Source organism: Actinoplanes cyaneus (genome assembly GCF_016862095.1).
In the GTDB taxonomy this organism is placed as follows: Bacteria; Actinomycetota; Actinomycetes; order Mycobacteriales; family Micromonosporaceae; genus Actinoplanes; species Actinoplanes cyaneus.
Map to the genome: position 1 here is coordinate 48,133 of NZ_BOMH01000001.1, position 24,753 is coordinate 72,885.

Below are 24,753 nucleotides of genomic sequence, written 5' to 3' on the forward strand. Positions count from 1 at the left end.
GTACGGATGAAGCGGCGCGACGGCCCGCCCGCAACGGAAAGGTTCCGGCGGTGACAACACGTCGACTCTTTTCTATTGTTGGGCTGTCGTCGCCGAGTTACCTGGGGGCAGCAAAGTGGATCTCATCGAGGACCGGAGCACCCGCCGTCCCCCGTTGGAGGACCTGCGCCGGACACCACTGGGCAGCATCGATCCGAGGCGGGCCGCCGAGGTGGCCCGTGCCGAGACACGGGATGCCCACGACCACGGCCGCATCGACTCGGCGCTCTTTGGCTCCAACATCTAGCGCGGCCATCAGCCAGTTCGTGCTCAAGATCGCCAGCCGGTGCGATCTGAAGTGCGACTACTGCTACGTCTACGAGCACGCCGACCAGGGCTGGCGCCGGCAACCGCCGATGATGGAGCCGGCGGTGGTCGCGACGGTCGCGCGGCGGATCGCCGAGCATGCCCGCCGGCATCGGCTGCGGACGGTCCGGGTGATCCTGCACGGCGGCGAGCCGCTGCTCGTGGGCCCCGCACGGCTCGAGGAGATCGCCGCTGAGCTGCGTGAACAGATCGGCCCCGGCCTGGAGCTGCGGATGCAGACCAACGGGGTGCTGCTGACCGAGGAGGTCTGCGCGGTCCTGCGGGAGCACACGATCCGGGCCGGCGTGTCGCTCGACGGTTCGCAGATGGCGCACGACCGGCATCGGCGTTTCGCCCATGGCGGTGGCAGTCACCGGCACGTCAGGCACGCGCTCGACCTGCTGCGCCGCGACGAGAACCGGGACTGTTACGCCGGTCTGCTGTGCACGATCGACCTGCGCAACGACCCGGTGGACACCTACCGGGCGCTGCTCGCCGAGGCGCCGCCGCGGATCGACTTCCTGCTGCCGCACGCCACCTGGGACACCCCTCCCCCGAACAGAAACGGACAGCAATCGCCGTACGGGACCTGGTTGTCGAGGGTTTTCCAAGCCTGGACCGACAGCGGCCGCGAGGTGCCGATCCGCCTGTTCGACGCGATTCTGCATCCCGGTGTCGTCGGCGCCGAGGCCGTCGGGCTGACCCCCGCCGACCTGGTCGTGGTCGAGACCGACGGCACCTACGAGCAGGTCGACTCCCTCAAGGTCACCTATGACGGGGCGGCCGCGACCGGGCTCGACGTGTTCACCGCGACGGTCGACGAGGTGGCCGCGCACCCGATGATCGCGATCCGGCAGACCGGGCTGGCCGGGCTGAGCGCCACCTGCCGCACGTGCGAGGTGGTGGACCGCTGTGGTGGCGGCCAGTTCCCGCACCGTTTCCGCGGCGGCACCGGGTTCGACAACCCGTCGGTCTACTGCGCCGATCTGAAGGAATTGATCACCTACATGGACGATCGGGACGGGCTGGCGACCTGGGTGCGCGACGACCTGGCGGGCGGTGCGGGCAGTGTGGACGCGGTCGCCCAGCTCGCGCCGATCCACGAGGCGCTGGTCCGGGCGCGGATCGTGACGCTGGGCGCCGGTGAGCCGGAGGGCTGGGCGGAGCTGGTCGCGCTCGACGAGGCGGCGCCGGACGCGGTCCGCGAGGTGCTGACGCATCCGTTCGTGCGCCGCGCCGATGCCTCGTACCTGGGGAACGTCGCCGTCGCCGCGGCGGTGCGGGCCGGCGTGGAGATCCACCTGGAGCTGCCGGTTCGCGACGGGGTGGTCGCCCTGCCGACGCTGGGCGCGTTCAAGGTCGCCGGCCGACACGCGACGGTCGGGGTGCGCGACCTGAAGGCGGTCGGGCGCTGGCTGCCGGCCCGCACCGCCGAGGTTGCCGGCGTCCCGGTGTCGCTGGAGGACACCGACCCGTTGCGCGACAGTTACGACGGTCTGATCGTTTCCGGTCGCCTGACCGAGGATGAGGTCACCGCCTGGCGGCATCGCCTGGACGGCGCGATCGAGCACCTGCGCGCCGAGGCCCCGGAGTACGTGCCGGGAATCGCCGCGACCCTGCGCGTGATCGTGCCGTTGCGCCACGACGCGACGGGCCGGCAGCGCGCCGGTTCGGCCCGCACCGCCTTCGGCGCGGTCGCCGTCACCCCGGAGGAGCCGGACGCGCTCGCGGTGCTGCTGGTCCACGAGGTGCAGCATCTGAAACTCGGCGCCGTCCTGGACGTCTGCGCGATGTTCGACCCCCGTGCCCCCGGCCGGATCGCGGTGCCCTGGCGTGAGGACGAGCGCCCGGTCGAGGGGGTGCTGCAGGGCACCTACGCGTTCCTGGCCGTCGCCGACCTGTGGCGCCGCCGCCCGGGCCCGGCCGCCGCGGCCCGGCACACGCAGTTGCGCGGCTGGGTCGACGTGGCCCTGGACCGGCTGCTCGGCGGTGCCCACCTGACCGCGGCCGGCCGCCGTTTCGCCACCGGGATGCGCGCCGCGATCGACGCCTGGTGAAACAGCGGGATGCGCGCCGCCGTCGACACCCGGTGAACCGCCGGAGCTGGTGAACCGCGCGGGGATACCCGGCGTCGTCTACGGTCGATATCGTAGATCTCGATTCCTGAGGGGACACCGCGACTGGGGGGCGGATCGTGACCTCGAACGCCGTCCCGGACGACGACCGGTCACCGGTCTTCTTCATGAGCTACGCCCACCGGCCGAACAACGCCGGTGATCACCACGTGAAGCAGTTCTACGACCTGGTCTACAGCCACGTCGACGAGTTGCTGGGCCTGCCGCCGGGGCAGGAGGCCGGCTTCATCGACGCGGAGATGACCGGCGGCCAGCGCTGGTCGGACGATCTGGCCTACGCGATCGGCCACTGCCAGGTCCTGGTCCCGCTCGTCTCGCCGCGGTACACCCAGAGCGAGTGGTGCGCGCGCGAGTGGAACGCGTTCCAGCGGCGGACGCGGCGCACGGTGCCCGGCGGCGCCCTGTCCCCGGGGGACCTGCCGGTGATTCCGGTGTGGTGGACGCCGTACCGGCTCGATCGTCTGCCGAAGGCGATCCGTGACGTGCAGTTCTTCACCGCCGACGGCCTGCCCCGGCCGGAGATGGCGCAGATGTACCAGAAGCAGGGGCTCTACGGGCTGTTGCAGCTCGGTCAGCCGGGCCTGGAGGTCTACGAGGCGGTCGGGTGGTTCCTCGCCCGGCGCATCGCCGACTCCTACGGGACCCATGACGTCGAGGCCGGCGACGTGGACTTCACCGGCCTGAGTACCCGGTTCGGAGAGGACATCTGATGATCTTCTTCCTGAGTCACGCCCACGCGGCGCGTCTGTCCGGCCGGGCCGACCCGTGGGTGCGCAAGTTCTTCGAGGATTTGGAGGCGGCGGTGCACCGGCGTGCCGGGGACGGCGGCTTCTACGACGCCCGGCTGCTCCCGGGCACCGACCAGAAGGAGCAGCTGGCCACCGCGATCGGGTCGGCGCAGGTGTTCGTGCCGCTCTACTCCCCGCAGTACTTCGGGAACTCGTGGGCCGCCGCCGAGCTCGCCTCGTTCCGCTCCCGCCTGAAGTTCCTCGGCCCGGCCGAGGCGGCGCGGCACGTGGTGCCGGTGGTGTGGGTGCCGCTGCCGCCGTGGGGGAGCCGCCGGGAGATCGACGACGCGTTCACCGCGGTCGTCAAGAACGCGGAGTACCGGGCGAACGGCCTGCGGGCGCTGGCGATGCTCGGCGTGTACCGGGAGTCCTACGAGGAGCTGGTCGGCGCGTTCGCGGAGCGGATCACGGCGGTCGCCCGGGACTACCCGCTGGAGCCGTCACCGGCCGAGCCGCTCACGCCGGAGCCGACCGGCACCGATCGGCCGGTGCTGATCGTGTCGCTGATCAGCCGGGGCGACCCGCTGCGCTGGCAGTTCCGGGACCACGAGCTGCCGGTCGGCGAGTACGTGACGCAGGTGGCCGCGCGGCTGGGCGTGCCGGCCGCCGTCGTACCGCCGCGGGAGCTCCTCGATCGGACCCGGAATCGCCCCTGCGTGATGCTGATCGAGGCCGGCGCCGACCCGGACGTGGTGCGTGCGGCCGTCGGCGGGCTGCCGCGATGGGTGATCGCCCAGGTGGTCGCGAGCGCCTCGGCGGAAACGTCGGACCTCACCGGTATCCTGCGAACCGCCGGGCTGCCCGCGGTGACCCCGGTGCACACCGTGGCAGAGTTCGAGCGCAACGCCCCGCTGCTGGTCACCGAGGCCCGTAAGCAGTATCTGCGGTACGGCCCGGTGGTGACCGCGCCCGGCTCGCCCCGGCCGAGTCTGCGCAGGCCCGTCGACGACAAGCGAGGATAGGCGAACCATGGTGGAGCGCGAGGGCCAGATCGTCACCTTCTACTCGTACAAGGGTGGCACCGGGCGGACCATGGCGCTGGCCAACGTCGCCTGGATCCTGGCCGCCAACGGTCACCGGGTGCTGGTCGCCGACTGGGATCTGGAGTCGCCCGGCCTGCACCGCTTCTTCGCCCCGTTCCTGACCGCCGAGCAGGAGATGACCACCGGCGGGGTGATCGGCATGATCACCGACTATCAGTGGGCGACGCTGCCGGTCGAGGAGGGCGGCAACGGCGGCCCGGCCGATCAGCGCCCGGCCGATTGGCACCGCGAATACGCCAGGGTGGAACGGTATGCGTTCTCGATCAACTGGACGTTCCCCGGCGGCGGCTCGCTCGACCTGCTCCCGGCCGGGCACAGCAGTCTGGAGTACGCGGCCAGCGTCGCCAGCCTGAACTGGGAGGACTTCTACGACCGGCTGGGCGGCTCGCAGTTCTTCGACGCGATGCGCGAGGACATGAAGGCCAGCTACGACTACACCCTGCTGGACAGCCGCACCGGGCTCAGCGACGTCGCCGACATCTGCACGATCCACCTGCCGGACACCATCGTCGACTGTTTCACCCTCAGCGAGCAGGGCATCGACGGCGCCGCGACGGTGGCGCAGCGCATCCGCGGCTACGACGACGAGCGTACCCGCCGGATCCTGCCCGTGCCGATGCGCGTCGACCCGGGCGAGAAGGACAAGGCGGCCGCCGGGCGCATGCTGGCCCGGCGGCGCTTCCCGCGGCTGCCGGCCGGCATGACCGAGGACGTGCGCCGGGAGTACTGGAACCGCGTAGAGGTTCCCTACGAGACCTACTACGCGTACGAGGAGACCCTGGCGACCTTCGGCGACGAGCCGGGCAACCCGGCCAGCCTGCTCGCCTCCTACGAGCGGCTGACCGGTTACCTCACCGACGCCCGGGTCACCAGCCTGCCGGCGATGGACCCGGTGCTGCGCCGGCAGGTCGAGGCGCGCTTCAAGCGACGGCCCACGCTGCTGGAGGAGACCCTCGTCCTGCGGTACGCGCCGGAGGACCAGGCGTGGGCCGAGTGGGCGCTCGCGGTCTACTCGGCGGCGCGGCTGCGGGTGCGCGACGGCGGGCGTCCCGGCGACACCCCGGCCGATCCCGGCTCGCGCGACGTGGTGCTCTACTCGGACACCTTCCGGGGCACCGGGAACCGGTCCGCGGTGGCGCTGTGCATCGGCGACGAGACGCCCGGGCACGACGACTTCGACGCCTGGGAGTCGGTGCGCTCGCAGAACGCGGAGACGGCGATCGCGCTGGCGTTGCGGCTGGTCGGCGCCGGCGACGGCGGTTCGGCCGGCTGGCACGCGACCCTGCCCCGTTTCCCCGGCGAGCTGCCGCAGGTGCAGAACGCGCCGGTCAAGAATCCCCGGTTCACCGGCCGGGACCAGCAGTTGCGCCGCCTGCGGGAGATGCTGAAACGCCCCGCCGGGACCCCGGTCGCGCTGATCGGCGGCGCCGGCATGGGCAAGTCGCAGCTCGCCATCGAGTACGCGTACCGGTTCGCCGGCGCCTACGACGTGATCTGGTGGGTGCCGGCCGACCCGCCGCAGTTCGTCGAGACGATCATGTCGGACCTCGGGGCGGAGCTGAACTATCCGCGCCGGGCCACCCTCGACGACACGGCCGGCGTGGTCGTGCGGCGGCTCAGCCGTGGCGGCGACCGGGAGGGCACCCCGCTGCGCTGGCTGCTGATCTTCGACAACGCCGACCGGTACGCCGACATCGAGCGGTACCTGCCCCGCGGCAACGGCCACCTGCTGATCACCACCCGCAACGCCGAGTGGGGTGACGTGGCCAAGGTCCTGCAGGTGGAAGGGTTCACCCGGGCCGAAAGCATCGCGCACCTGCGCTACCGGCTGGAGGACCGGAACCTGACCCGCGCCGACGCCGACCGGATCGCCGAGGCCGCCGACGACCTGCCGATCCTCATCGTGCTCGCCGCCGCGTGGCTGCACGACACCGGCCGCTCCGCCGACGAGTACCTGAGCGGCCTGGAGAACATCGGCGCGGTCCGCACCACCGCGACCGCCGTCTGGGAGGTCATCCTGGAACGGTTGCGGGCCACGTCCAACGGTGCTTACCGGCTGCTGCAGCTGATGTCGATGCTGCAACCCGACATCTCGCTGAACCTGCTCTACAGCCCCGAGGTGGCCAGGGTCATCGCCCGGTACGACGACGACGTCGCCCGGCAGCTCGCCGACCGGATGTCCGAGCACGACGTGATCGCCGCGCTGATGCAGCCGATCAACCGGCTGTCACTGGTCAAACTGGACCCGGAGATGAAGCGGGTCACCGTGCACCGGCTGCTGCAGAGCGCCCTGCGCGACCGGATGAACGCCGAGCGCCGCGACGAGGTCCGGCACGCGGTCCACCTGGTGCTGACCGGGGCGCGCCCGGCCGGTGAGGTCGAGGACCCGGCGACCTGGGAGGGTTTCCGGCTGCTCTGGGGCCACCTGGACGGCTCCGACCCGGAGAGCTGCGGCAACGACGACGTGCGCCAGCTGGTGATCGACCGGATCCGCTACATCTACCTGGCCGGCAGTTTCCGTCAGGGTCTGGAGTACGCGATCCGGGCCGACGAGTGCTGGACCGCCCGGCTGGAGGCGCTGCCCGACGACGACCCGGACCGGCACCCGCTGCTCGTGCGCCTGCTGCACCTGCGGTTCCACCGCGGGAACCTGCTGCGGGCGCTCGGCGAGTTCGTGGCCGCGCGCGACCTCGACGAGCAGACCCTGATCGCGCAGGAGCAGCTGATCGGCGAGAGTCACCCGTACACGCTGTTCACCGCCGCCAGCTATGGCGGTGACCTGCGCGCGCTCGGCCAGTACCAGGAAGCGCTCGAACGTGACCTGCGCACCTATCGCGCGTCGGCGAGCCGGTTCGGTGACGAGCATCGGCGCACCCTGTCGTTCGCCAACAACCTCGGCGCGTCGTACCGGCTCAACGGCGACTTCCGGCGGGCCCTGGAGCTGGACCGGACCACGTTCGCCCGGATGACGCAGCTGCTCGGCGAGGAGCATCACCGGACGCTGCTGTGCGGCAACAACCTCGGCGGTGACCTGCGCGAGTCCGGCGCCTACCAGGAATCGGCCGAGCACCTGCGCACGATCCGGCGCGGTTACGAGAAGCTCTACGGCCAGCACTCCCGCGACGCGCTCGCCGTGCAGGTCAACCTCGCCGTGTCCCTGCGCGGCGCCGGGCAGACCGGCGAGGCGCGTGACCTGCTCGACGAGGCCTACGACAGGCTGCGGATCAGCCTCGGCGAGGACGCCTTCCCCACCCTGCTGACCCGGTTGAGCCGCGCCGCGACGATGCTGCTCACCGAGGACTACGCGACCGCCCGGGAGGAGTTCACCGACATCGAGGATCTGCTGGTACGGCGTTTCTCGGTCGACCATCCCTACGTGCTGCTCTGCCGGCACGACCTGGTCGTCGCGCTCGCCGGGGCCGGTGCCGTGGAGCCTGCCCTGCCCCTCGCGCAGGCGGGCGCGGACGCGCTGCGCGACACGCTCGGCGCGGCGCACCCGAACACGATGGCGGCCGAGAACAACCTCGCGCTGCTGCTGATCGAGAACGGTCAGGGCGACGCCGGGCGGGAGCTGCTGGCCGAGGTGGTGGAACGGCTGGCGGTGGCTCTCGGCGACGATCACCCGGACACGTACGTCAGCTGGGGCAACCTGGCCATCGCCGAGAAGGGTGACCCGGTCCGGGTCGCGGGCCGTCTCGCCGAGCGGGTCGGCCCCGGCCACCCGTCGGTGCGGGCGTTGCAGCGCCGTCGCCGCGTCTACCGGATCCTCGACCCGCACACGTACTGACGCGCTCCCCTCGCGCAGCGTTCCTGCTCGGAGCGGCTCACCCCGGCCCGCACACGTACTCACGCTCCCCTCGGGCAGCCGCTCCTGCTCGGGGCGGCTCACCCCGACCCGCACACGTACTCACGCTCCCCTATGGTGAGTGAATGGAATCGGTCAAGAAGTTCCAGGTCACGTTCGACTGCAAGGACCCGGAGCGGGTCGCCCGTTTCTGGTGCGAGGTGCTCGGCTACGAGGTGCCACAGCCCCCGAGCGGCTTCGCGACCTGGGCCGACTACGAGGCCACCCGGCCGGCCGAGCGCCGCGGCGAGTGGTTCGCGGCCACGGACCCGACCGGGGTCGGGCCGCGACTGTTCTTCCAGCGGGTGCCCGAGGGCAAGGTCGTCAAGAACCGGGTGCACCTCGACGTGCGGGTCGGCACCGGCCTGGTCGGCGCCGAGCGCTTGGCCGCGCTGCGGGCCGAGGCGGCACGGCTGGTCGCGCTCGGCGCGGTGGTGGTGCAGGAGCTGATCGCGGACGGGGAGAACGAGTCGTGCATCCCGATGCTCGACGTCGAGGGCAACGAGTTCTGCGTCGACTGACCCGTCACCCCGCCCCGTCTCGCCGCTCCGCTCGCGCGATGTCGATCACGCCACCCCGTGGCGCCCGGCCCGCCACGGGGTCCGTGTCGCCGGTCACCTCGTACGGGCTGAGGGTCGCTCATCCCCGCCTGTCCTGTTTCGGTTCGCCGATCCCCGGGCAAGGCAAGTGTTCACCTGAGACGACAACGAGGAGGCACACCATGAAGCTCGTCAAGATCGCCGCGGGGTTCGCCGTCGGTTACGTGCTGGGCAGCCGCGCCGGCCGCGACGCGTACGAGAAGATCGCCACGAACGCCCGGCAGCTGCGCGAGCATCCGACCGTGCGCCAGGCGCAGGACAAGGCCACCGCGCTGCTGTCCACCGGCACCGACGCCGCCACCGCCAAGCTGCACCAGGTCGCCGCCGACACCCGCCCCACGCCGAGCGCCGGCCCCACCACCGGCAGCGGCTCCACGGCTGACGCGCGGCCCGCGCGTGACACCGTGACCCCGGCGGTCGTGCGCCCCACCCCGAAGCCGGTCACCCCGGTGCAGCCGGCCGTCGGCAGCCCGCTGAGCTGACAGTTCCCCGCAGACGACGAGGCGGGCCGTGGCACACGCCGCGGCCCGCCTCGCCATGCGCCGGCTGACCGACCCCAGTCCTCCCAGCCCCGAGCCCACGCCGGCCCTGCTCCCACGCCCGGCCGCAGCGCGGCTCCCGCTTCCCGAGCTGGCTCCCATGGGCGTTATCAACCGCGGATAACGCCCATGGTGACCAGCCGACAACCCGCGCCGGCCCTGCTCCCGCGCCCGGCCGCCAGGGTCGGGCGACTCTAGGCGTCGAGCGTCGCCCGTAGCGTGGCGAACGTGGTCCCGATGATGTCGTCGAGCGTCCGGCCGTCGTCGGTCTCGAGCCACGCGGTGACCGACACGTACATCAGGGTCACCGCTGTCTCGGCGAGCAGGGCCGCTCGGGTCGGATCGAGGCCGCGGGCGTGGAAGCCGTCGCGGATCGCGGCGGCCAGCGCGGCCCGCTTCTGCAGCTCACGCTCACGCAGGCCGGCATCGCTCGCGACGATGCTGCGCCACTGCCGGACAGTGTCCTTGCGACCTTCGAACCGGGCGCCGGCGACAGCACGCAGACCGTCCAGAACGATGGCCGTCGGGCCGGCGCCGGGGGCCGCCTCGGCGACGAGCCGCTCGGCGTACGCGGGAAGCTCCTCCTGATCGGCGAAGAGCACCTCCCGCTTGTCGGCGAAGTGCCGGAAGAACGTGCGCGTCGTCAGGCCGGCCCGGGCGGTGATCGCCGGCACCGTGGTCGCCGCGAAGCCCTGCTCGGCGAAGAGTTCGAGGGCTGCCTGCTGCAGCCGCTCGCGCGCGTCGGGTTGCCATCGAGCCATACCGGAATCCTACGCATGATGACACGGCGTGCCATCAGCCGTATGGTGATGACACGGCGTGTCGTCACAGGGATGCTCGCCGCACCAGGGCGGAGCTGTGCCATGACAGATGTGTGGATCCTCGGCGGGACCGGCCGCAGCGCGCGGGCGATCACCGCCGAACTGCAGAACCGGGGCATCCGGCCGGTACTGGTCGGACGCGACGCCGCACGGCTCGCCGCCGCGGCGAACGGCTTGCCGACGCTGGTGGCCCGATCGGTCGGCGAGACGGCGGACGCCATCCGGCGGGACCGGCCCGCCGTGGTCGTGAACACGATCGGGCCGTTCACGACCACCGCCGCGCCCCTGCTGGACGCGTGCCTGCCGTCCAGCGACTATCTCGACCTGGCCAACGACCTCGCCGCGGTGTCGGCGACCCTGCGCCGCGGCGACGACTTCGCGGCCGCCGGGCGCACCGCCGTCACCGGCGCCGGGTTCGGCGTGACGGCCACCGAGAGCGTGGTGGTGAAGCTGTGCCAGGGGCGGCCGGTCCCGCGCCGGGTGCGCGTCGACATGGTGCCCTCGATGGCCGTCGAGGCCGGCGTCGTCGGAGACGCGCTCGCGGGCACCATCGTGGAGGGTCTGCCGGGAGTCGAGGGCGGCGGCCGATTCCAGGGCCGGCGGTACCGGAACGGCCGGCTCGTCGCCGGCAAGCTCGCCGGCGAACCGATCCGGCTCGTCCTGCCCGACGGTTCGGCAGTCGTCACGGCCAGCATGCCACTCGGCGAGCTGATGGCCGCCCAGCGGGCCAGCGGCGCCGCGGACGTGGTCTCGGCGTCCAGCGAAGCGCCGTCGTCACCGGTCGCCCGCGCGATCCTGCCCGCGGCGACCGCCCTGCTGACCATCGGGGCGGTCCGCGCCCTGGCACGCCGGCGGCTGGCCAAGGTGCGGTTCAAGGCGGCGCCCCCGCCACGCGACCACTCGTGGGGCCACGCCGTCGTCGACTGGGCGGACGGCACCACCCGCGAGGGCTGGCTGCGCGTCGGGGAGGCCCAGGCCTGGACGGGCACGGTGCCCGCCGAAGTGGTCCGCCGGCTGCTCGACGGAGAGGGCAAACCCGGCGCTCACACCCCGGCCGCGCTCTTCGGCCCCGCCCTGGCCGAGTCCTGCGGCGGCGAGTACCTGATCGTCGGCGACGACGTGGCAGCCCGCCCACGATCGTGATCGGTCGCGCCGTGCGCGGGCCGGCGTCAGGAGCGAGCCACGTGGGCGCGGGGCAACCCCGCGTCAGGAGCGGGCCAGGGTGGGGCGGGCGGCGAGCCATCGCAGGGTGCGGGGCAGCTCCGGCATCGCGTCGAAGTGCGCGGCGCCCGGCCGCACGTCGAGCTCCGCGCTGCCGCCGATCTGCCCGGCCAGGTATTCCGAGTGCACGGCCGGGGCGAACGTGTCCTCACCGCCGTGCCACACCCGGACCGGGACGGTGATCGAGCCGAGATCGAACCCCCAGTCGCGGCGCAGCGCCAGCAGGTCGTCGATCCACCCGTACGGCCCGTTCTTGATCGCGTCGCGGTAGGACAGCCGCAGCTGGCGGCGCATCGCGGCGTCGCTGACCACCCGCCGGTCGGCCACGGTCATCTGCTCGGTGAGCAGCCGCAGCAGGAAGTCCGGGTCGGTGCTGATGCCGTCGGCGCGGCGCCGGATCTCGGACTCCAGCTCGCCGGGATCGCTGACCGCGCGGGCGAACTGCTGGTTGTTGTCGCCGTTCATCCCGTCGAACCAGCCGGGCGCACCGGCCGGGGCCAGACTGACCAGGGCCGCGACCCGGGTGATGCGGTCGCCGAGCTCGGAGTCCGCGGCGCAGGCGAGGGCGTGCGGGCCGCCGCCGGAACGGCCGGCGACGGCGAACCTGTCCAGCCCCAGCTCGTCAGCGATCGCGCGCACGTCCTGCGTGGCGTGCGCGACGTCGCGGTCGCGAACCCGCTCGGACTCGCCGTAGCCGGGACGGTCGTAGGTGATCAGCCGGACACCGAGCCGGTGCAGGACGATGCCGCGCGGGCGCGGGCCGAGCCGGCTGCCGGGGGTGCCGTGCAGCAGGAAGACCGGGAAGCCGTGCGCGGGGCCCAGGACCTCGAACGCTATCCGCCGGCCGTCCGCCGGGCGGGTCACGAACCGGGTCGCTGTCGCGGCGTCGGCCACCTCACCCGCCCTTCCCTGCGCCGGCAACCGGAGGCCGCCGCTGACAGCGTTCGAGCCTAAACCTCCCGGGTACGGCTACGCCACGAGGTCTCGCCATTATTTCTGCGATTCCCCTGCGGGGCCGGCCCAAACCACCGGTGACCTGCCCGGACACAAGATGTTGAGCGCCACTCGAAAGAGCCTCGGGTCCACCTTCCGGCCACCAATGCCATCGATCAGTGTCAAATCCTGGCCGAAGCGGCGAGTTTCGCAGGCCACGTGCCCCGCCCTGACGGGTACGTCGCCTCCACGAAATGACCGGTTCGTAAGGTGTGCGCGTGACCGAACGGCTGCATATCCTGCCACCCGCCGAGCAACAGGCCTACCGGCTGCTGCTGCGGATGAGCGGAGCCGGCGCCGGCGACCTCGCCGCGCAGGCCGGCATCGACACCGGCGAGGCCGCCGCGCTGCTGCAGGCGCTGCGCGACAAGGGCCTGGCGACCGGCGGCCCGCCGTTCGAGGCGCTGCCACCCGACGTCGCGCTCGGCGAGGTTCTGCTGCGCGAACAGCAGGACCTGGAGGCCGCCCGCCGGATGGTGGCGTCGCTGAGCGAGGAATACCGCACGACCGCCCGCCGGCGCAGCGCCGACCACCTCGTCGAGATCGTCGTCGGCGTCACCGCCCTGCGCCAGCGGCTGCGCGAGATGCAGGACACGGCGCGCGAGGAGATCCTCTGGTTCTGCCGGGCGAACCCGATCGCCATGCAGGGCCCGGACAACACCGAGGAGACCCCGGCGCTGACCCGCGGCGTCCGCTACCGGGCGATCTACGAACGGGACCTGCTGGAGAAACCCGGCGAGCTGGACAGCATCATCGAGGCGATCCGGCTCGGTGAGCAGTCCCGGACCCTGCCCACCCTGCCGGTGCGCCTCGCGATCGCCGACCGCGCGATGGCGATCTGCCCGCTCGTGCCGGACGCGGTGCGCGGCCTGGGCGAGCCGACCGCCGCGGTGATCCGCTCCAGCGAACTGCTCGACGCGCTGATCGCGCTCTTCGAGAGCTACTGGGAGCGGGCCACCCCGCTGTTCCCGGACGGCGACGCCGAGGAGCCCGACCGGCTGCTGCTGTCACTGGTCGTGGCCGGCATGCCGGACAAGTCGATCGCCACACAGCTCGGGGTCAGCAAACGTACCGTGCAGCGGCGGCTCGACCGGCTGATGGACGTGGCCGGGGTGGACAGCCGGGCCGGGCTGGCGTTCCAGGCGGCCCGGCGCGGCTGGCTGTAGTCCCACTCGATCGGGATCATGACCGGCCGTAGGCCCGCAGCACGGTCTGCCGCACCGTGTTGCCGTCCCGGTCGGCGGCGGTCACCCGCAACGACACCGTGCCCGTGCCGGCCGGCACCACGAACCGGCCACCATCGGCGTACGCGCTCCGCCAGCTCCTGCCCTCGTCGAGCGAGACCGACACGGCCACCGAGCGGGCGCCGGGAACGGTGACCCCGAGCAGGTGCGGGCGGGTCGTGGCGGCGCCGCCGAGCGAGACCGGCGCCGCATACCCGATCCGCAGCATCGGCAGGGCGCCGGCCCTCGACGACCGGAACGTCCACTCGGTGCTGGTCGAACGGCCGTACTGCCACTCGTCGCCGCCCCGCTCGGTGGTCACCGCCAGCCGATAGGTGGCCGCGCCCGCCGGGACCGCGATGTCCCGCCAGGCGTCGCGGGTCTCGCTGATCAGGGTGCCGTCGCGATACAGCCGGGCAGCGGACCGGTCGGCCTCGTCCACGGTGAAGTGCCTGTCGCTCGCGTCGACGAAATCCGCCACCCGCAGCCTCAGCACGTTGCCGGCGCGCTCGTTGACGTAACCGGCCGGGGTCGCGGGCCGGACCACGGGCCCCGCCCACGTCTCGGTGGCGGCGCCGGGCCGCGGATAGGAGCGCGGCACGTCGGCGAAACCCGAATCCAGAGCGGACCCCAGGTCGCTCCACGGGTAGTCCTGGTGCACATGGTGCTGCCAGAGGCTGTCACCGGCAGAGACCCATTCCTCGCGTACGGACGGTGTGGCCGCCGCCCGCTGCCGATCGTTCCACGCGTACTCCTGCCACGGCCGCCACCCGAACCGCTGCTCACGCACCCAGCCGAGGCCGCCGTTGTCCGCGTACCGGCTGGTGACGCGGTACGAGTTGGCAGCGGTCACCCGGTGCACGATCTGGGCGGGAACCCGGCCCGCGGACACCTGGAGGACGTCGTACAGATAAGGGCTGTCCGGGGTCATCGTCAGGTCCACGGAACCGGCCCTGGCGACTCTGGTCCCCACGTCGTGCGAGATGAGCAGCGCCGGGATCGGCAGGCGCTCCTCCACCGACGGATCCCAGGTGCTCCACGCGGCCGTGTCCGGCCCCCGCATCAGCAGCACCAGGGCGGCGCCCGCGTCGGCGGCCCGCGCGACGGCCTCGTACTCGTCGCCGTCCACCGCGACGATGACGGCCCGGTTCCTCCCCGTCGCGGCCAGCGAGTAGTGCCGGGTGCCGGTGAAGACCGGCGTGGCCGGCATCGGCCGCAGATCGTAGGTGCCCGCCCCGGCGAACGAGGCCCGCGCGAACGGCGCCACCAACTGCCACCGCGACGAGAACTCGTAGACGCCCCGGCGCAGCGGCGCGGTCGGCGTCACGTTGACCCTCTCGGTCGCGCTGAAGTCCATGAACCCGTTGTCGATCTGCCGTCCGCCACCGGTCACCCGGTGCACGTAGTAGCTGAGCACCGCCTGCTGCTGGGCCGGCTTCGGCGTCTCGATCCGGATCGGCCTCGCCTTGCGGGCGTCCAGCACGACGGTCAGGTCCCGGTCGACGTGCAACTCGGGAATGGTGACGAGCGTGTCCTCCGGATGCATGCCGGTGCCCACGGCGAGGGTGGCGTCCACGAGATAGTCACCCTCCGCCACGTCGACCGAACCGGCCTGGCCACTGTCGAGATAGCCGAGTATGTCGAAGCGCCCGTCGTCGCCGAACATCTGGAACACCGGCACCGCAGTAGGCTTCCCGTCCTGCCCGGTCGCCGCGAACGTGACCCGATGGTGCGGCGGGTCGACGGTCCCGCCCAGCGCCGTCGTGACCAGCACGCCGCCCGGCCCGGTCGCGCTCAGCCAGCCGCCCAGCACCCCCTTGCGGCCACCGTCACGATCAAGGGTGAGCGTCACCGCGGCGCTCGCCCCGGCCGGCACGGTCACCGTCGCGGGCGCGGTCACGCCCGGCATGCTCGCCGCCAGGGTCAGCGTGACCGGGGTCGTGCCCGCGTTGTCGTAGGTCACCGTCCGGCTCACCGCCTGAAGACCGAAATCGGCCACGCCGGTGCCGGTCACGGTCGCCGTGGTGGCCCGGCCCAGGTCGACGCGTCCCGCGCCCTGGCCGTACACCGAGGCGTCGCTCCGGGAACCGGCCGAAGTGACCAGCCCGTCCTTGAGCCGGCTCCCGGACCAGCCGGGATGCTGCTGGGCGAGGATCGCGGCGGCACCGGCCACGTGCGGCGTCGCCATCGACGTGCCCGACGCGGCCGTGTACAGCTCGTCGACCGGGGTGCCCATCGCCGTGCCCGCCGCCCGGGCCGCCACGATGTCCACGCCCGGCGCCGTGATCTCCGGCTTGAGCCCCTGATCCTGCAGCCGCGGCCCCCGGCTGGAGAACTCGGCCAGCCGATCGTCCCGGTCGACCGCCCCGACGGTCAGCGCCGACGTCGCGGCGCCCGGCGTGCCGACCGTGTAGTCACCACCCTCGTTGCCGGCCGCGACCACGAACAGCGCGCCGCCCGCACTGAGCTCGTCGACGGCCACGCTCATCGGATCGGTGCCGTCGGTCGCGCTGCCACCCAGACTCATATTGATCACCCGGGCGCCGCTGTCGACGGCCCACTGCATGCCCTCGATGATCCCCGACTCGTAGCCGTTGCCGGTGTCGTCGAGCACCTTGCCGACCAGCAGCCGCGCACCCGGGGCGACACCCCGGCCACCGGCCGCGATCGATGCCACGTGCGTGCCGTGCCCGAAACCGTCGGCGGTGCTGCCACTGCCGCTGAAGTCGCGCGCCGCCGTGACCCGGCCGGCCAGATCCGGGTGCGTCGCGTCGACACCGGTGTCCAGCACAGCGACCGTGACACCGGCGCCGTCCAGCCCGGCCCGCCAGGCCGCGGGCGCACCGATCTGCTCCACATTCGGGTCAGCCGCCGCCCGGGCGCCGGCCTGCTTGACGTCGGGGTCGGCAGCGGGAACGCCGGCCTGCTTCACGTTCGGGTCGGCCACTCGAGCGCCGGCCTGTTTCACGTTCGGGTCGGCCGCCGCTCGAGCGCCGACTTGCTCCACACTCGGGTCGGCCGCCGCGCGGACGCGGCCGTCCAGCCAGATCTTGCCGGGCGCGGCCGCCCGGGCCCTCATGCGGCTCTGCCAGAACGACGACAACGATTTCTTGTCGGCTCGCACCGCCACTGCCCCGACGCTCGGCAACGCCGTGGTCCCACTCGTCCGGAGGGTACGCAGGGAGTCCGCACCCGACTGCACGATGAGCGGCAGCGCCGGACTCTCCGCGTCGCCGTAACCCTCGGCCAGCAGGTGCTCGACGTCGAACAGCTCGGCATCGAGCTGACCGCTCTTGATCAGCGGCACCGCGTCCACCGGCAACACCTGCAGCCCGTCGCCGGCCTCCGTGGTGCGAAACGCGATGCTCTCCCGCCCGGGCGCCGGCCGCACCGTCGCCGCATACCGCCCGTCACCCGCCGGGGCGAGCGAGACGACATCCCCAGTGATCAGCGTGATCGCCCGCGCGGCGCCACCCGAAACCGCCCCGCCCCCAACGGTGCCCCCTGGGACAGTCCCTCCCAGGACAGCGCCGCTCCGCACAGCAGGCGGCGCGGCCAGACCGGGAACCGGCGTCACACCGGCCCCGGACCCGGCTCCGATCAGGACAGCGACCAGCACCAGCGCGGTACGGACCCGTCGTCGCACGGTCGTTCTCCCTCACGTGACCGGCGCCCCACCCGATGCCGGGGCGTCGATCGCATTCTCAAGAACACCGATACGTGCCGGACAGATCCGCACCCTGCCCTACCTCCGCCATGGCGCGATGTGGACAGCCGCACGTCACGCCGCCCCGCAATCACGGACCCACCGCCCGGTCCAGGCAGAAGATGCGCCCCAGCGCGCCCGGGCACGGGCCACGCCCGGCTGGCGCTGACGGTTGTAACGGCGCTCCGATGTAACCGTGAGCACCAGCCGAGCACGCCGCGCTGGCCCTGAGGGTTGTAACCAGCCTCTGATACAACCCTCAGCGCCAGCCGGGGCCGTGACGCGCCCGCCTGCTGAGACCAGCGCCCACATCGCGGACGACCGCAACAAGATGCGCGCCGCGAGTGGCGGCTGCTGCCGTGACCGACGGCGCGGGTGGCCGGTGAGCAGGCAATGAGCACCAGCAAACCGTGAGCGGCCACAGCCGTCCGTCACAGCGTCTAAGCCATCCTAGGAAGATAGGTTGTTAGAATCGGACCAGGCGGCGGCCAGGGCCGCATATGGTCCGGGCTGCCCCACCAACGCTCGGTGCGGCCCGGACTGGACGAGCCGGCCCTCGTCGAAGACCAGCACCCGGTCGGCGACCTCGGCCAGGGACAGGCGGTGGGCGATCGAGATCGTCGTCCGCCCCCGGGTCAGCGACGTCAGGGCCCGCTGCACGGCAGCGTCCGTGGCCGGGTCCAGGCCGGATGTCGCCTCGTCGAAGATGACCAGGTCCGGGTCGGCGAGCGCGGTCCGGGCCAGGGCGACGAGCTGACGTTCACCGATCGAGAGGCGTTCCCCGCCCACGCCCACCGGGGTCGACAACCCGTCCGGCAGCGTCGCCTGCCAGTCGTGCAGGCCGAGCTGTCCGAGGATGCGTGCCGCGTCAGCGTCGGTGGCCCCGGGCGCGCCGAGGCGGATGTTGTGCGCGATCGTCCCGTCGAACAGGAACGGGTCCTGCGGGACGATCACCACCCGCCCGCCCAGGTCGCCCAGCTCGTCGAGGGCGATCCCGGAGAGGAGGATGGTCCCGGCCGCGGGAGGCAGCCGCCGGGTCAGCAGCTTGGCGAAGGTGGACTTGCCCGAGCCGGTCCGCCCGACCACTGCCACGTGCTCGCCCGGCGCGATCCGCAGCGAGACGTCGTGCAGCACCCTCGGGCCATCGGCGTACCGCGCCGACACCCGGTCCAGGCGCACCCCGACCGGCCCGGCCGGCAGAGGTCTGCCATCGGCGTCGACGGAACCCGGCGTCGTGACCAGCTCGAGGGCCCGGCGCCATCCGGTCAGGGCGTTCTGGGCCTCGCCGAGGCTCTGGACCACGAACTGCAACGGCCGGACGAAGAACGTCACCAGGAACACCGCCGCCACGACCTGCCCCGACGACAACTGTCCCCACCACACACCGCCGAGCAGCACGATCACGGTCATCGCGGAGATCGCCGGCTCGCCCAGCGAGGCGTTGGCGTGCAGCGGGACCTGCGTCGCGATCAGGCTGTCGCGCGACCGGTCCACCGCCGCGTCGAGCTTCGCCCCGGTCCGGGCCCGGGTGCCGGTCGAGCGGATCACCGGGCCACCCACGACCGACTCCGCGACCACGCTCTGCAACGCCGACAGGTCACGCCGGGCAGTGTCGAAACGACGGGCGACGACGCGCTGCGTACGGGTCATCACCGCCACCAGCACGGCGGTGACGAGCAGGACCGGGAGGGCGAGCTGCCAGCCGTACACCAGCAGGATCCCCGTGGCGACGAGCAGCTGCGCGGCGTTGGTCAGGAACTGGACGCCGCCACCCTGCAGGAACGTCGTCACCTGGTCGAGGTCGCCGGTCAGCCGGGTGACCAGGTCGGCGCTGGGTATCCGGTCGGCGGTGGGCGCCGCCATGTCGTGCACGCGGCGCAGCCCGTCGCGGCGCAGCCCGGCCAGCGCGGCTTCGACCCGTCCCTGCAACCGCCGGTTGAGCAGCACCGACGACACCCCGGCGAGCACCACCGCGGCGGCGCCGGTCACGACGGCCGGCCCGACCGTCGCGGGCGCGACCCCGGAGTCGATGACGTGCTGGACGGTGAGCGGCGCGATGATGCGCCCGGCGCCGGCCAGCAGCGCGAGCACAACGGTGAGCCCCAGCCCCTGCCGCAGCTGCGGGGAGACCCGGACGGCGGTCGCGATCAGCCGCCGAGGCCCGATTCCGCTCAGGTCGGCGAGAAGCTCAGCGGACATGGACAACTCCTCGAGCGTCGCGTCCGATTCCGATCATGCCGGCACGCGGCTCAGCGGACACCCGACGACTCCTCGATCCCCGCGGCGGCGCGCGGCTCTTCCGCGCTCTCCGCCGGCACGATCCGGCCGCCGCGCAGGACGACGACGTGATCGGCGATGCTGAGCGCCGCCGGGCGGCCGGTGCTGATCAGGATCGTCGGCCGCTCCGGCCCCAGGTCCCGGATCGCCGCGAGGACCTGCTGTTCCACGCGCGCGTCCAGCGCCGACGTCACGTCGTCGAGCACCAGCAGCCGCGGTTCCCGCAGCAGCGCCCGCGCGAGGCAGACGCGCTGCCGCTGCCCGCCGGAGAGCGTCGCGCCCCGCTCCCCCACCACGGTGCCGAGACCGTCCGGCAGCCCGCGCACGATCTCGTCGGCCGCGGCCAGCCGCAGCGCCCGCCACAGCTGCTCGTCCGAGAAGGATCCGCCGAGCGCGAGGTTGTCCCGGATCGACTCGGCGAACAGGAACGGGCTCTGCGACACCGTGGCGACGCGGGCCGGCACCGCGTCGCGGCGCAGCGCCCGCACGTCGGTCCCGTCGAGCAGCACGACGCCGCTGTCCGCGTGCGTCTGTCCGCCGGCCAGGTCGAGCAGCGTCGTCTTGCCCGATCCGACCGCACCGACGACCACGGTGATCGTGCCGGGCTCCAGCACGAGGTCCAGGTCCGCGACGATCCGCCGCCCGTGCCGGCTGACCCCGGCGCCGCGCAGTTCCACCCGCATCGGCCCGGAGGACCCGAGATCAAGATCCCCGTCCGGTACGACGTCAGCACTCCCGAGCACACCGTGGACCCGCTCGCGCCCCGCGGCCGCCATGGGCAGCATCGACAGGAACCGGCTGATCACGTTCAACGGGATGGCGATCGTGATCAGCAGATAGACGACTCCCACCAGGTCGCCGACGCTGAGACTGCCCTGCTGCACGCGCGGCGCCCCGAGGCCGAGCACGACGAGCACCGCCGCGGTCGGCAGCAGTTCGAGGAGCGGGTCGAAGACCGAGCTCACCGACGCCAGGCGTACGTCCGCGGCCCGCAGCCGCTCGACGCCGGGCGCGAACCGCTCGTCCTCGACCGCGGTGAGCCCGAGACCCCGGACGACCGGCCCGCCCTGGATCGACTCGTGCGCCACCGCGCTGACGACCCCGCGGGCGGCCTGCGCGTCCCGGGCCCGCGGGGCGAGCAGCCGCTGGTAGGTCACGTTGAGCCCGAGCACCAGCACGACCAGCGCGACGCCGGTCAGCCCGAGCGCGAACGCCCGCGCGAACAGCTCGGTCAGTGCCAGCACCAGCATGAACACCATGCCGGCGGCGAAGTACGCGAACTGCGTCGGCGACCAGAGCGCGTCCACGTCCCCGCCCGCGTGCGCGAGCAGCTTCCCGGCGGGTCGCTCGCGGTGCCAGTCGGGATGCAGGTCGAGGAACCGGCGCACGACGGCGCGCCGGGTCTGCGCCTGCGCCCGGTACTGCACGGTGCCGGTGCTGACGCCGCGGACCAGGATCGTGCACCACCGGATCGCGGAGACGCCGAGGATGAACGACGCGCTCAGCCACCACGCCCGGGCCGGCACGTGCGCACCGGCCAGGGCGGGGACCACGAGGTGATCGGTGGCCCAGGCGATCGCGGACGCGCCGGCCACCATGGTGGAGCCGTTGATCAGGCCGGCGACGGTGGCGACGGCGGCCGGCCCGGGGTTGGCCCGGGCCCCCGCGAACTGCGCGGCGAGGGCTGACTTGCGGCGCAGGTCAGGCGGCGGCACGGCGGCCCGGGACGGCGTCGATCAGCTCACGGGTGTAAGTACTGCGCGGGTCGCTGAAGACCTGCGCGACCGGCCCCTGTTCGACGACCCGTCCGGCGTTCATCACCGACACGGTGTGCGCGATCTCGGCGACCACCGACAGGTCGTGGGAGACGAAGAGGTACGAGAGTCCGAGCCGTTGCTGCAGGTCGGCGAGGAGCCGCAGGATCTGCTCCTGGACGAGCACGTCGAGCGCGGAGACCGGTTCGTCGAGCAGGAGCAGCCGCGGTTCGAGGGCGAGCGCCCGGGCGATCGCGACGCGCTGGCGCTGGCCGCCGGAGAGCTCGGCCGGGAGCCGGTCGAGATACGCGGCGGGCAGGGCCACCTGGTCGAGCAGGTCCCGGGCGCGGGCCTCGCGGCTGCGCCGGTCGCCGATCCGGAACGACACCAGCGGCTCGGTCACCGACTGGCGGACGGTGAACTTCGGGTCGAGCGTCGCGAACGGGTCCTGGTGCACGAGCTGGGCCTTGCGTCGCAACGGCCGCATCCCGCGCCACGACAGGCCGCTGATCTCGGTGCCGTCCAGCACGACCGAGCCGGTCGTGGCCGACTCCAGCCCCAGCGCGATCCGCAGGGTGGTGGTCTTGCCGCAGCCGGACTCGCCGACCAGCGCGTGGGTGCGGCCGCGGGGCACGGTCACGGACACGTCCTCGAGGGCGTTGAAGCCGCGACGGCCGCGCCGTGGATCGTCGACGGCGAACGTCTTGCCGACCCCGGTGAGGGTGAGGATCGGATCGGGGGCGGGCTCGTCGCGTACGTCGAAATGGGCCTGCAGTTGCCCGTGATGGGCCAGCCGGGGCGCGGCCGCGATCAGCTGGCGGGTGTATCCCTCGCGCGGCGCCGTGAGGATGGTCGCCGGGTCACCCTCGTCGACCTTGCGGCCCTGGCGCATGACCACCACCCGGTCGGCGCGGTCGGCCGCCACGGCCAGGTCGTGGGTGATGATCAGCAGGGAGATCCCCTGCTCGCGGACGAGGCCGCCGAGGTGGTCGAGGATGCGCTTCTGGACGGTGACGTCGAGGGCGCTGGTCGGCTCGTCAGCGATGATCAGTTTCGGGCGCCCGGCGAGCGCGATGGCGATCAGGACGCGCTGGCGCAGGCCGCCGGAGAGTTCGTGCGGGTACTGCCGGGCCCGTAGTTCCGGCTCGGGAACACCGGCTTGCGCCAGATGATCCAGAACCTGCCGGGGTACGGCCGGTCCGCCGATCCCGCGCAGCTTGACGGCCTCGGCGATCTGGGCGCCGATCCGCTTCGTCGGGTTCAGTCCCACCATCGGGTCCTGCGGGATCAGGCCGATCGTGGAGCCGCGCAGCCTCCGCAGGGTGCGTTCGTTCGCCCGGGCCGTCTGCACCCCGTCGACCAGGATCGAGCCGGCGGTGATCCGGCCGTTCGACGGCAGCAGGCCGATCAGGGCGTTGCCGGTGGTGGTCTTGCCGGACCCGGACTCGCCGACGATGGCGACCACCTCGCCCTGGCCCACGGTCAGATCCAAACCGGTCACGGCCGGCTGGATGTGGCGGTGCCGGACGTACCCCACGTTCAGCCCGCTGATCTCTACCAGGCTCATGCCGTCACCTCCGCTGCGCTCCGGCGCCGCCATGAGTTCATGACTGAGCTCGATGATTCGGTCGCAAGCTCCCTCATGGGGTGACCTCCTGGAACGTCTTGGCGATGTGGTTGAGGCTGAGCACCAGCAGGGCCACGAACAGGCCCGGGAGCAGGCTCAGCCACCAGGCGGTGACCAGGTAGTTGCGGCCGTCGGCGATCAGCGTGCCCCACTCGGCGGCCGGTGGCGCGGCGCCGAAGCCGAGGAAGCTGAGCGACGCGATCGCGATGATCGCCACGCCCGCGTCGAGGACCGCGAGGACGGCGACCGGACCCCACGAGTTCGGCAGGATGTGCCGCAGCAGCACCCGGGTCCAGCTCGCGCCGCCGGCCCTGGCCGCTTCGACGTACGGCAGAGTCTTGACCCTGAGCACCTCGGCCCGGGTCGTGCGGGCGAACCCGGGGACGATGCCGACGCCGACCGCCACCGCGACCGGGATCGTGCCGTAGCCGAGCGCGGTCACGATCGACAGCGCGAGCAGCAGGCCGGGAATGGCCAGCAGCACGTCGATGACGCGCATCAGCAGCGAGTCGGTGAGGCCGCCGAAGAAGCCCGACACGATGCCCAGCCCCAGACCGGCGATCAGGGCGATGACCAGCGCGATCAGGGTGGCCTTGATGGTCAGCGGGGAGCCGTGCAGCACGCGGCTCCAGAGGTCCCGGCCGTAGATGTCGGTGCCGAACAGGTGCGCGGCGCTCGGCGCCCGCATGGCCGCGGCCGGGTCGGTGGCGTACGGGTCCTGGCCGGTGAACAACGCGGGCCGGAACGCGACAGCGACGACGAAGGCGACATAGAGCGACGCGAGCAGGAAGCCGGGCCGGCGGGCGAAGACCCCGGCCCGGGCGCGGCGGGCCGGCTTCTCCCCGACCGTCTCCTCCGCGGCGACGACAAGAGCGGCCGTCATACCGGCACCACCTCCGGGGTGTGCGAGATCCGTGGGTCGAGCAGCGGATACAGCAGGTCCACGATCAGGTTCACGGTGACGAAGACGGTCGCGGCCAGGGTCACCACGGCCAGGACGACCGGCACGTCCTGGGCGAGCACCGCCTCCTGCGCGAGCTTGCCGACGCCCTCCCGCGTGAACACCGTCTCGACGACGATCGAGCTGGTCACCGTGAGGCCGACGATCACCCCGAGGATCGTCATGGCGGGCAGCGCCGCGTTGCGGAACGCGTGCTTGAGGTGCACGGCGGTGCGCGAGAGTCCCTTGGCTCGGGCCGTCACGACGTACGGCTGGGACAGGGTTTGATCGAAGCTCTTGATCAGAACCTGCGCCAGGACCGAGGACGTCACCACGGAGATCGTCAGCACCGGCATGATCAGCGACTGCGCGCCCTGGGTGCCGGTCGCCGGGAGCCAGCCGAGCTGGAACGACAGGAACTGGATCAGGAACAGCGCGATGAAGAACTGCGGGAACGACGCGCCGAGGGCCGGCAGCCGGGTCAGCACGATCCGGACCGGGTTCCGGCGGACGAACGTGGCGAGGTAGGCGAGGGCCGACCCCGCGACCAGCGACACCACCGCGGCGCAGACGCTGAGCAGCAGGGTCGGGCCGATCCGCGCGCCGATCAGGTCGGTGACCGGCACCTGCTGGGTCAGCGAGTCGCCGAAGTCGCCGTGCAGCACGCCCGTGAGATGGTGCCAGTACTGCGCCGCGATGGACTCGTCGAGCCCGAAGCGGTGCTTCATCGCGGCGTACTGCTCCGGCGTGAGGCTGTCCTCCTGGATGCCGGCGGCGGCCAGTTGCAGCTGCATCGGGTTGCTGGGCAGCAGGTAGAGGATCGCGAAGGTCAGGGTGAACGCCGCCCAGAGGACGGCGGCCGCCTGCACGACGCGACCCACGAGATAGCGGATCATGG

The 24,753-nt window shown here is 72.6% G+C and carries 16 protein-coding genes; 8 read left to right on the forward strand and 8 right to left on the reverse strand.

Going from position 1 to position 24,753, the window contains the following annotated elements:
- Window positions 1-305: 305 nt before the first annotated feature.
- From Acy02nite_RS00195 to Acy02nite_RS00220, 6 genes are all read left to right on the forward strand, one after another.
- Complete coding sequence (locus Acy02nite_RS00195; protein ID WP_239173984.1) at window positions 306-2,402, forward strand: FxsB family cyclophane-forming radical SAM/SPASM peptide maturase; 2,097 nt, start codon at window positions 306-308, stop codon at window positions 2,400-2,402.
- A 137-nt stretch (window positions 2,403-2,539) separates the two neighbouring features.
- Window positions 2,540-3,190, forward strand: coding sequence for a TIR-like protein FxsC (locus Acy02nite_RS00200; protein ID WP_203737266.1), 651 nt, complete (start codon window positions 2,540-2,542; stop codon window positions 3,188-3,190).
- A complete protein-coding gene (locus Acy02nite_RS00205) occupies window positions 3,190-4,230 on the forward strand; it encodes a TIR-like protein FxsC (protein WP_203737268.1) in 1,041 nt (346 codons plus the stop codon). The genes Acy02nite_RS00200 and Acy02nite_RS00205 overlap by 1 nt, the downstream gene beginning before the upstream one ends.
- Before the next feature lie 7 nt (window positions 4,231-4,237).
- Window positions 4,238-8,098: an FxSxx-COOH system tetratricopeptide repeat protein gene (gene fxsT / locus Acy02nite_RS00210; RefSeq protein ID WP_203737270.1), complete on the forward strand. Its 3,861-nt coding sequence runs from the start codon at window positions 4,238-4,240 to the stop codon at window positions 8,096-8,098.
- A gap of 143 nt (window positions 8,099-8,241) precedes the next feature.
- Window positions 8,242-8,676, forward strand: coding sequence for a VOC family protein (locus tag Acy02nite_RS00215; RefSeq protein WP_203737273.1), 435 nt, complete (start codon window positions 8,242-8,244; stop codon window positions 8,674-8,676).
- Window positions 8,677-8,876: 200 nt separating this feature from the next.
- A complete protein-coding gene (locus tag Acy02nite_RS00220) occupies window positions 8,877-9,236 on the forward strand; it encodes a hypothetical protein (protein WP_203737274.1) in 360 nt (119 codons plus the stop codon).
- Window positions 9,237-9,487: 251 nt separating this feature from the next.
- On the opposite strand, the gene Acy02nite_RS00225 is transcribed toward Acy02nite_RS00220, so the two are convergent.
- Window positions 9,488-10,054 carry a TetR/AcrR family transcriptional regulator gene (locus tag Acy02nite_RS00225; RefSeq protein WP_203737277.1) on the reverse strand — a complete coding sequence of 189 codons (567 nt, stop codon included), beginning with the start codon at window positions 10,052-10,054 and terminating at the stop codon, window positions 9,488-9,490.
- Between the two features lie 102 nt (window positions 10,055-10,156).
- On the opposite strand from Acy02nite_RS00225, the gene Acy02nite_RS00230 reads away from it, so the two are divergent.
- On the forward strand, window positions 10,157-11,257 hold the full coding sequence (locus Acy02nite_RS00230; protein ID WP_203737279.1) for a saccharopine dehydrogenase family protein: 1,101 nt from the start codon (window positions 10,157-10,159) through the stop codon (window positions 11,255-11,257).
- Between the two features lie 63 nt (window positions 11,258-11,320).
- On the opposite strand, the gene Acy02nite_RS00235 is transcribed toward Acy02nite_RS00230, so the two are convergent.
- A complete protein-coding gene (locus Acy02nite_RS00235; protein ID WP_203737281.1) occupies window positions 11,321-12,229 on the reverse strand; it encodes an alpha/beta fold hydrolase in 909 nt (302 codons plus the stop codon).
- Between the two features lie 317 nt (window positions 12,230-12,546).
- Here Acy02nite_RS00235 and Acy02nite_RS00240 point away from each other — a divergent pair, with 317 nt between their 5' ends.
- Complete coding sequence (locus Acy02nite_RS00240; protein ID WP_239173986.1) at window positions 12,547-13,494, forward strand: helix-turn-helix domain-containing protein; 948 nt, start codon at window positions 12,547-12,549, stop codon at window positions 13,492-13,494.
- A gap of 16 nt (window positions 13,495-13,510) precedes the next feature.
- Here Acy02nite_RS00240 and Acy02nite_RS00245 read toward each other — a convergent pair whose 3' ends face one another.
- The 6 genes from Acy02nite_RS00245 to Acy02nite_RS00270 all read right to left on the reverse strand — a co-directional run bounded on the left by Acy02nite_RS00245 (window position 13,511) and on the right by Acy02nite_RS00270 (window position 24,751).
- Window positions 13,511-17,197: a S8 family peptidase gene (locus Acy02nite_RS00245; RefSeq protein WP_239173988.1), complete on the reverse strand. Its 3,687-nt coding sequence runs from the start codon at window positions 17,195-17,197 to the stop codon at window positions 13,511-13,513.
- A gap of 510 nt (window positions 17,198-17,707) precedes the next feature.
- Entirely contained in the window at window positions 17,708-19,456 is a 1,749-nt protein-coding gene (locus tag Acy02nite_RS00250) for an ABC transporter ATP-binding protein (RefSeq protein WP_203737283.1), read from the reverse strand.
- A 50-nt stretch (window positions 19,457-19,506) separates the two neighbouring features.
- On the reverse strand, window positions 19,507-21,249 hold the full coding sequence (locus Acy02nite_RS00255; RefSeq protein WP_203737285.1) for an ABC transporter ATP-binding protein: 1,743 nt from the start codon (window positions 21,247-21,249) through the stop codon (window positions 19,507-19,509).
- Window positions 21,236-22,855 (reverse strand): dipeptide ABC transporter ATP-binding protein, encoded by a 1,620-nt coding sequence (locus Acy02nite_RS00260; protein ID WP_239173990.1) that lies wholly within the window; start codon window positions 22,853-22,855, stop codon window positions 21,236-21,238. The genes Acy02nite_RS00255 and Acy02nite_RS00260 overlap by 14 nt, the downstream gene beginning before the upstream one ends.
- Window positions 22,856-22,928: 73 nt before the next feature.
- A complete protein-coding gene (locus Acy02nite_RS00265; RefSeq protein WP_203737287.1) occupies window positions 22,929-23,798 on the reverse strand; it encodes an ABC transporter permease in 870 nt (289 codons plus the stop codon).
- Window positions 23,795-24,751: an ABC transporter permease gene (locus Acy02nite_RS00270; RefSeq protein ID WP_203737289.1), complete on the reverse strand. Its 957-nt coding sequence runs from the start codon at window positions 24,749-24,751 to the stop codon at window positions 23,795-23,797. Before Acy02nite_RS00270 ends, Acy02nite_RS00265 begins: the two co-directional genes overlap by 4 nt.
- Window positions 24,752-24,753 lie beyond the last annotated feature (2 nt).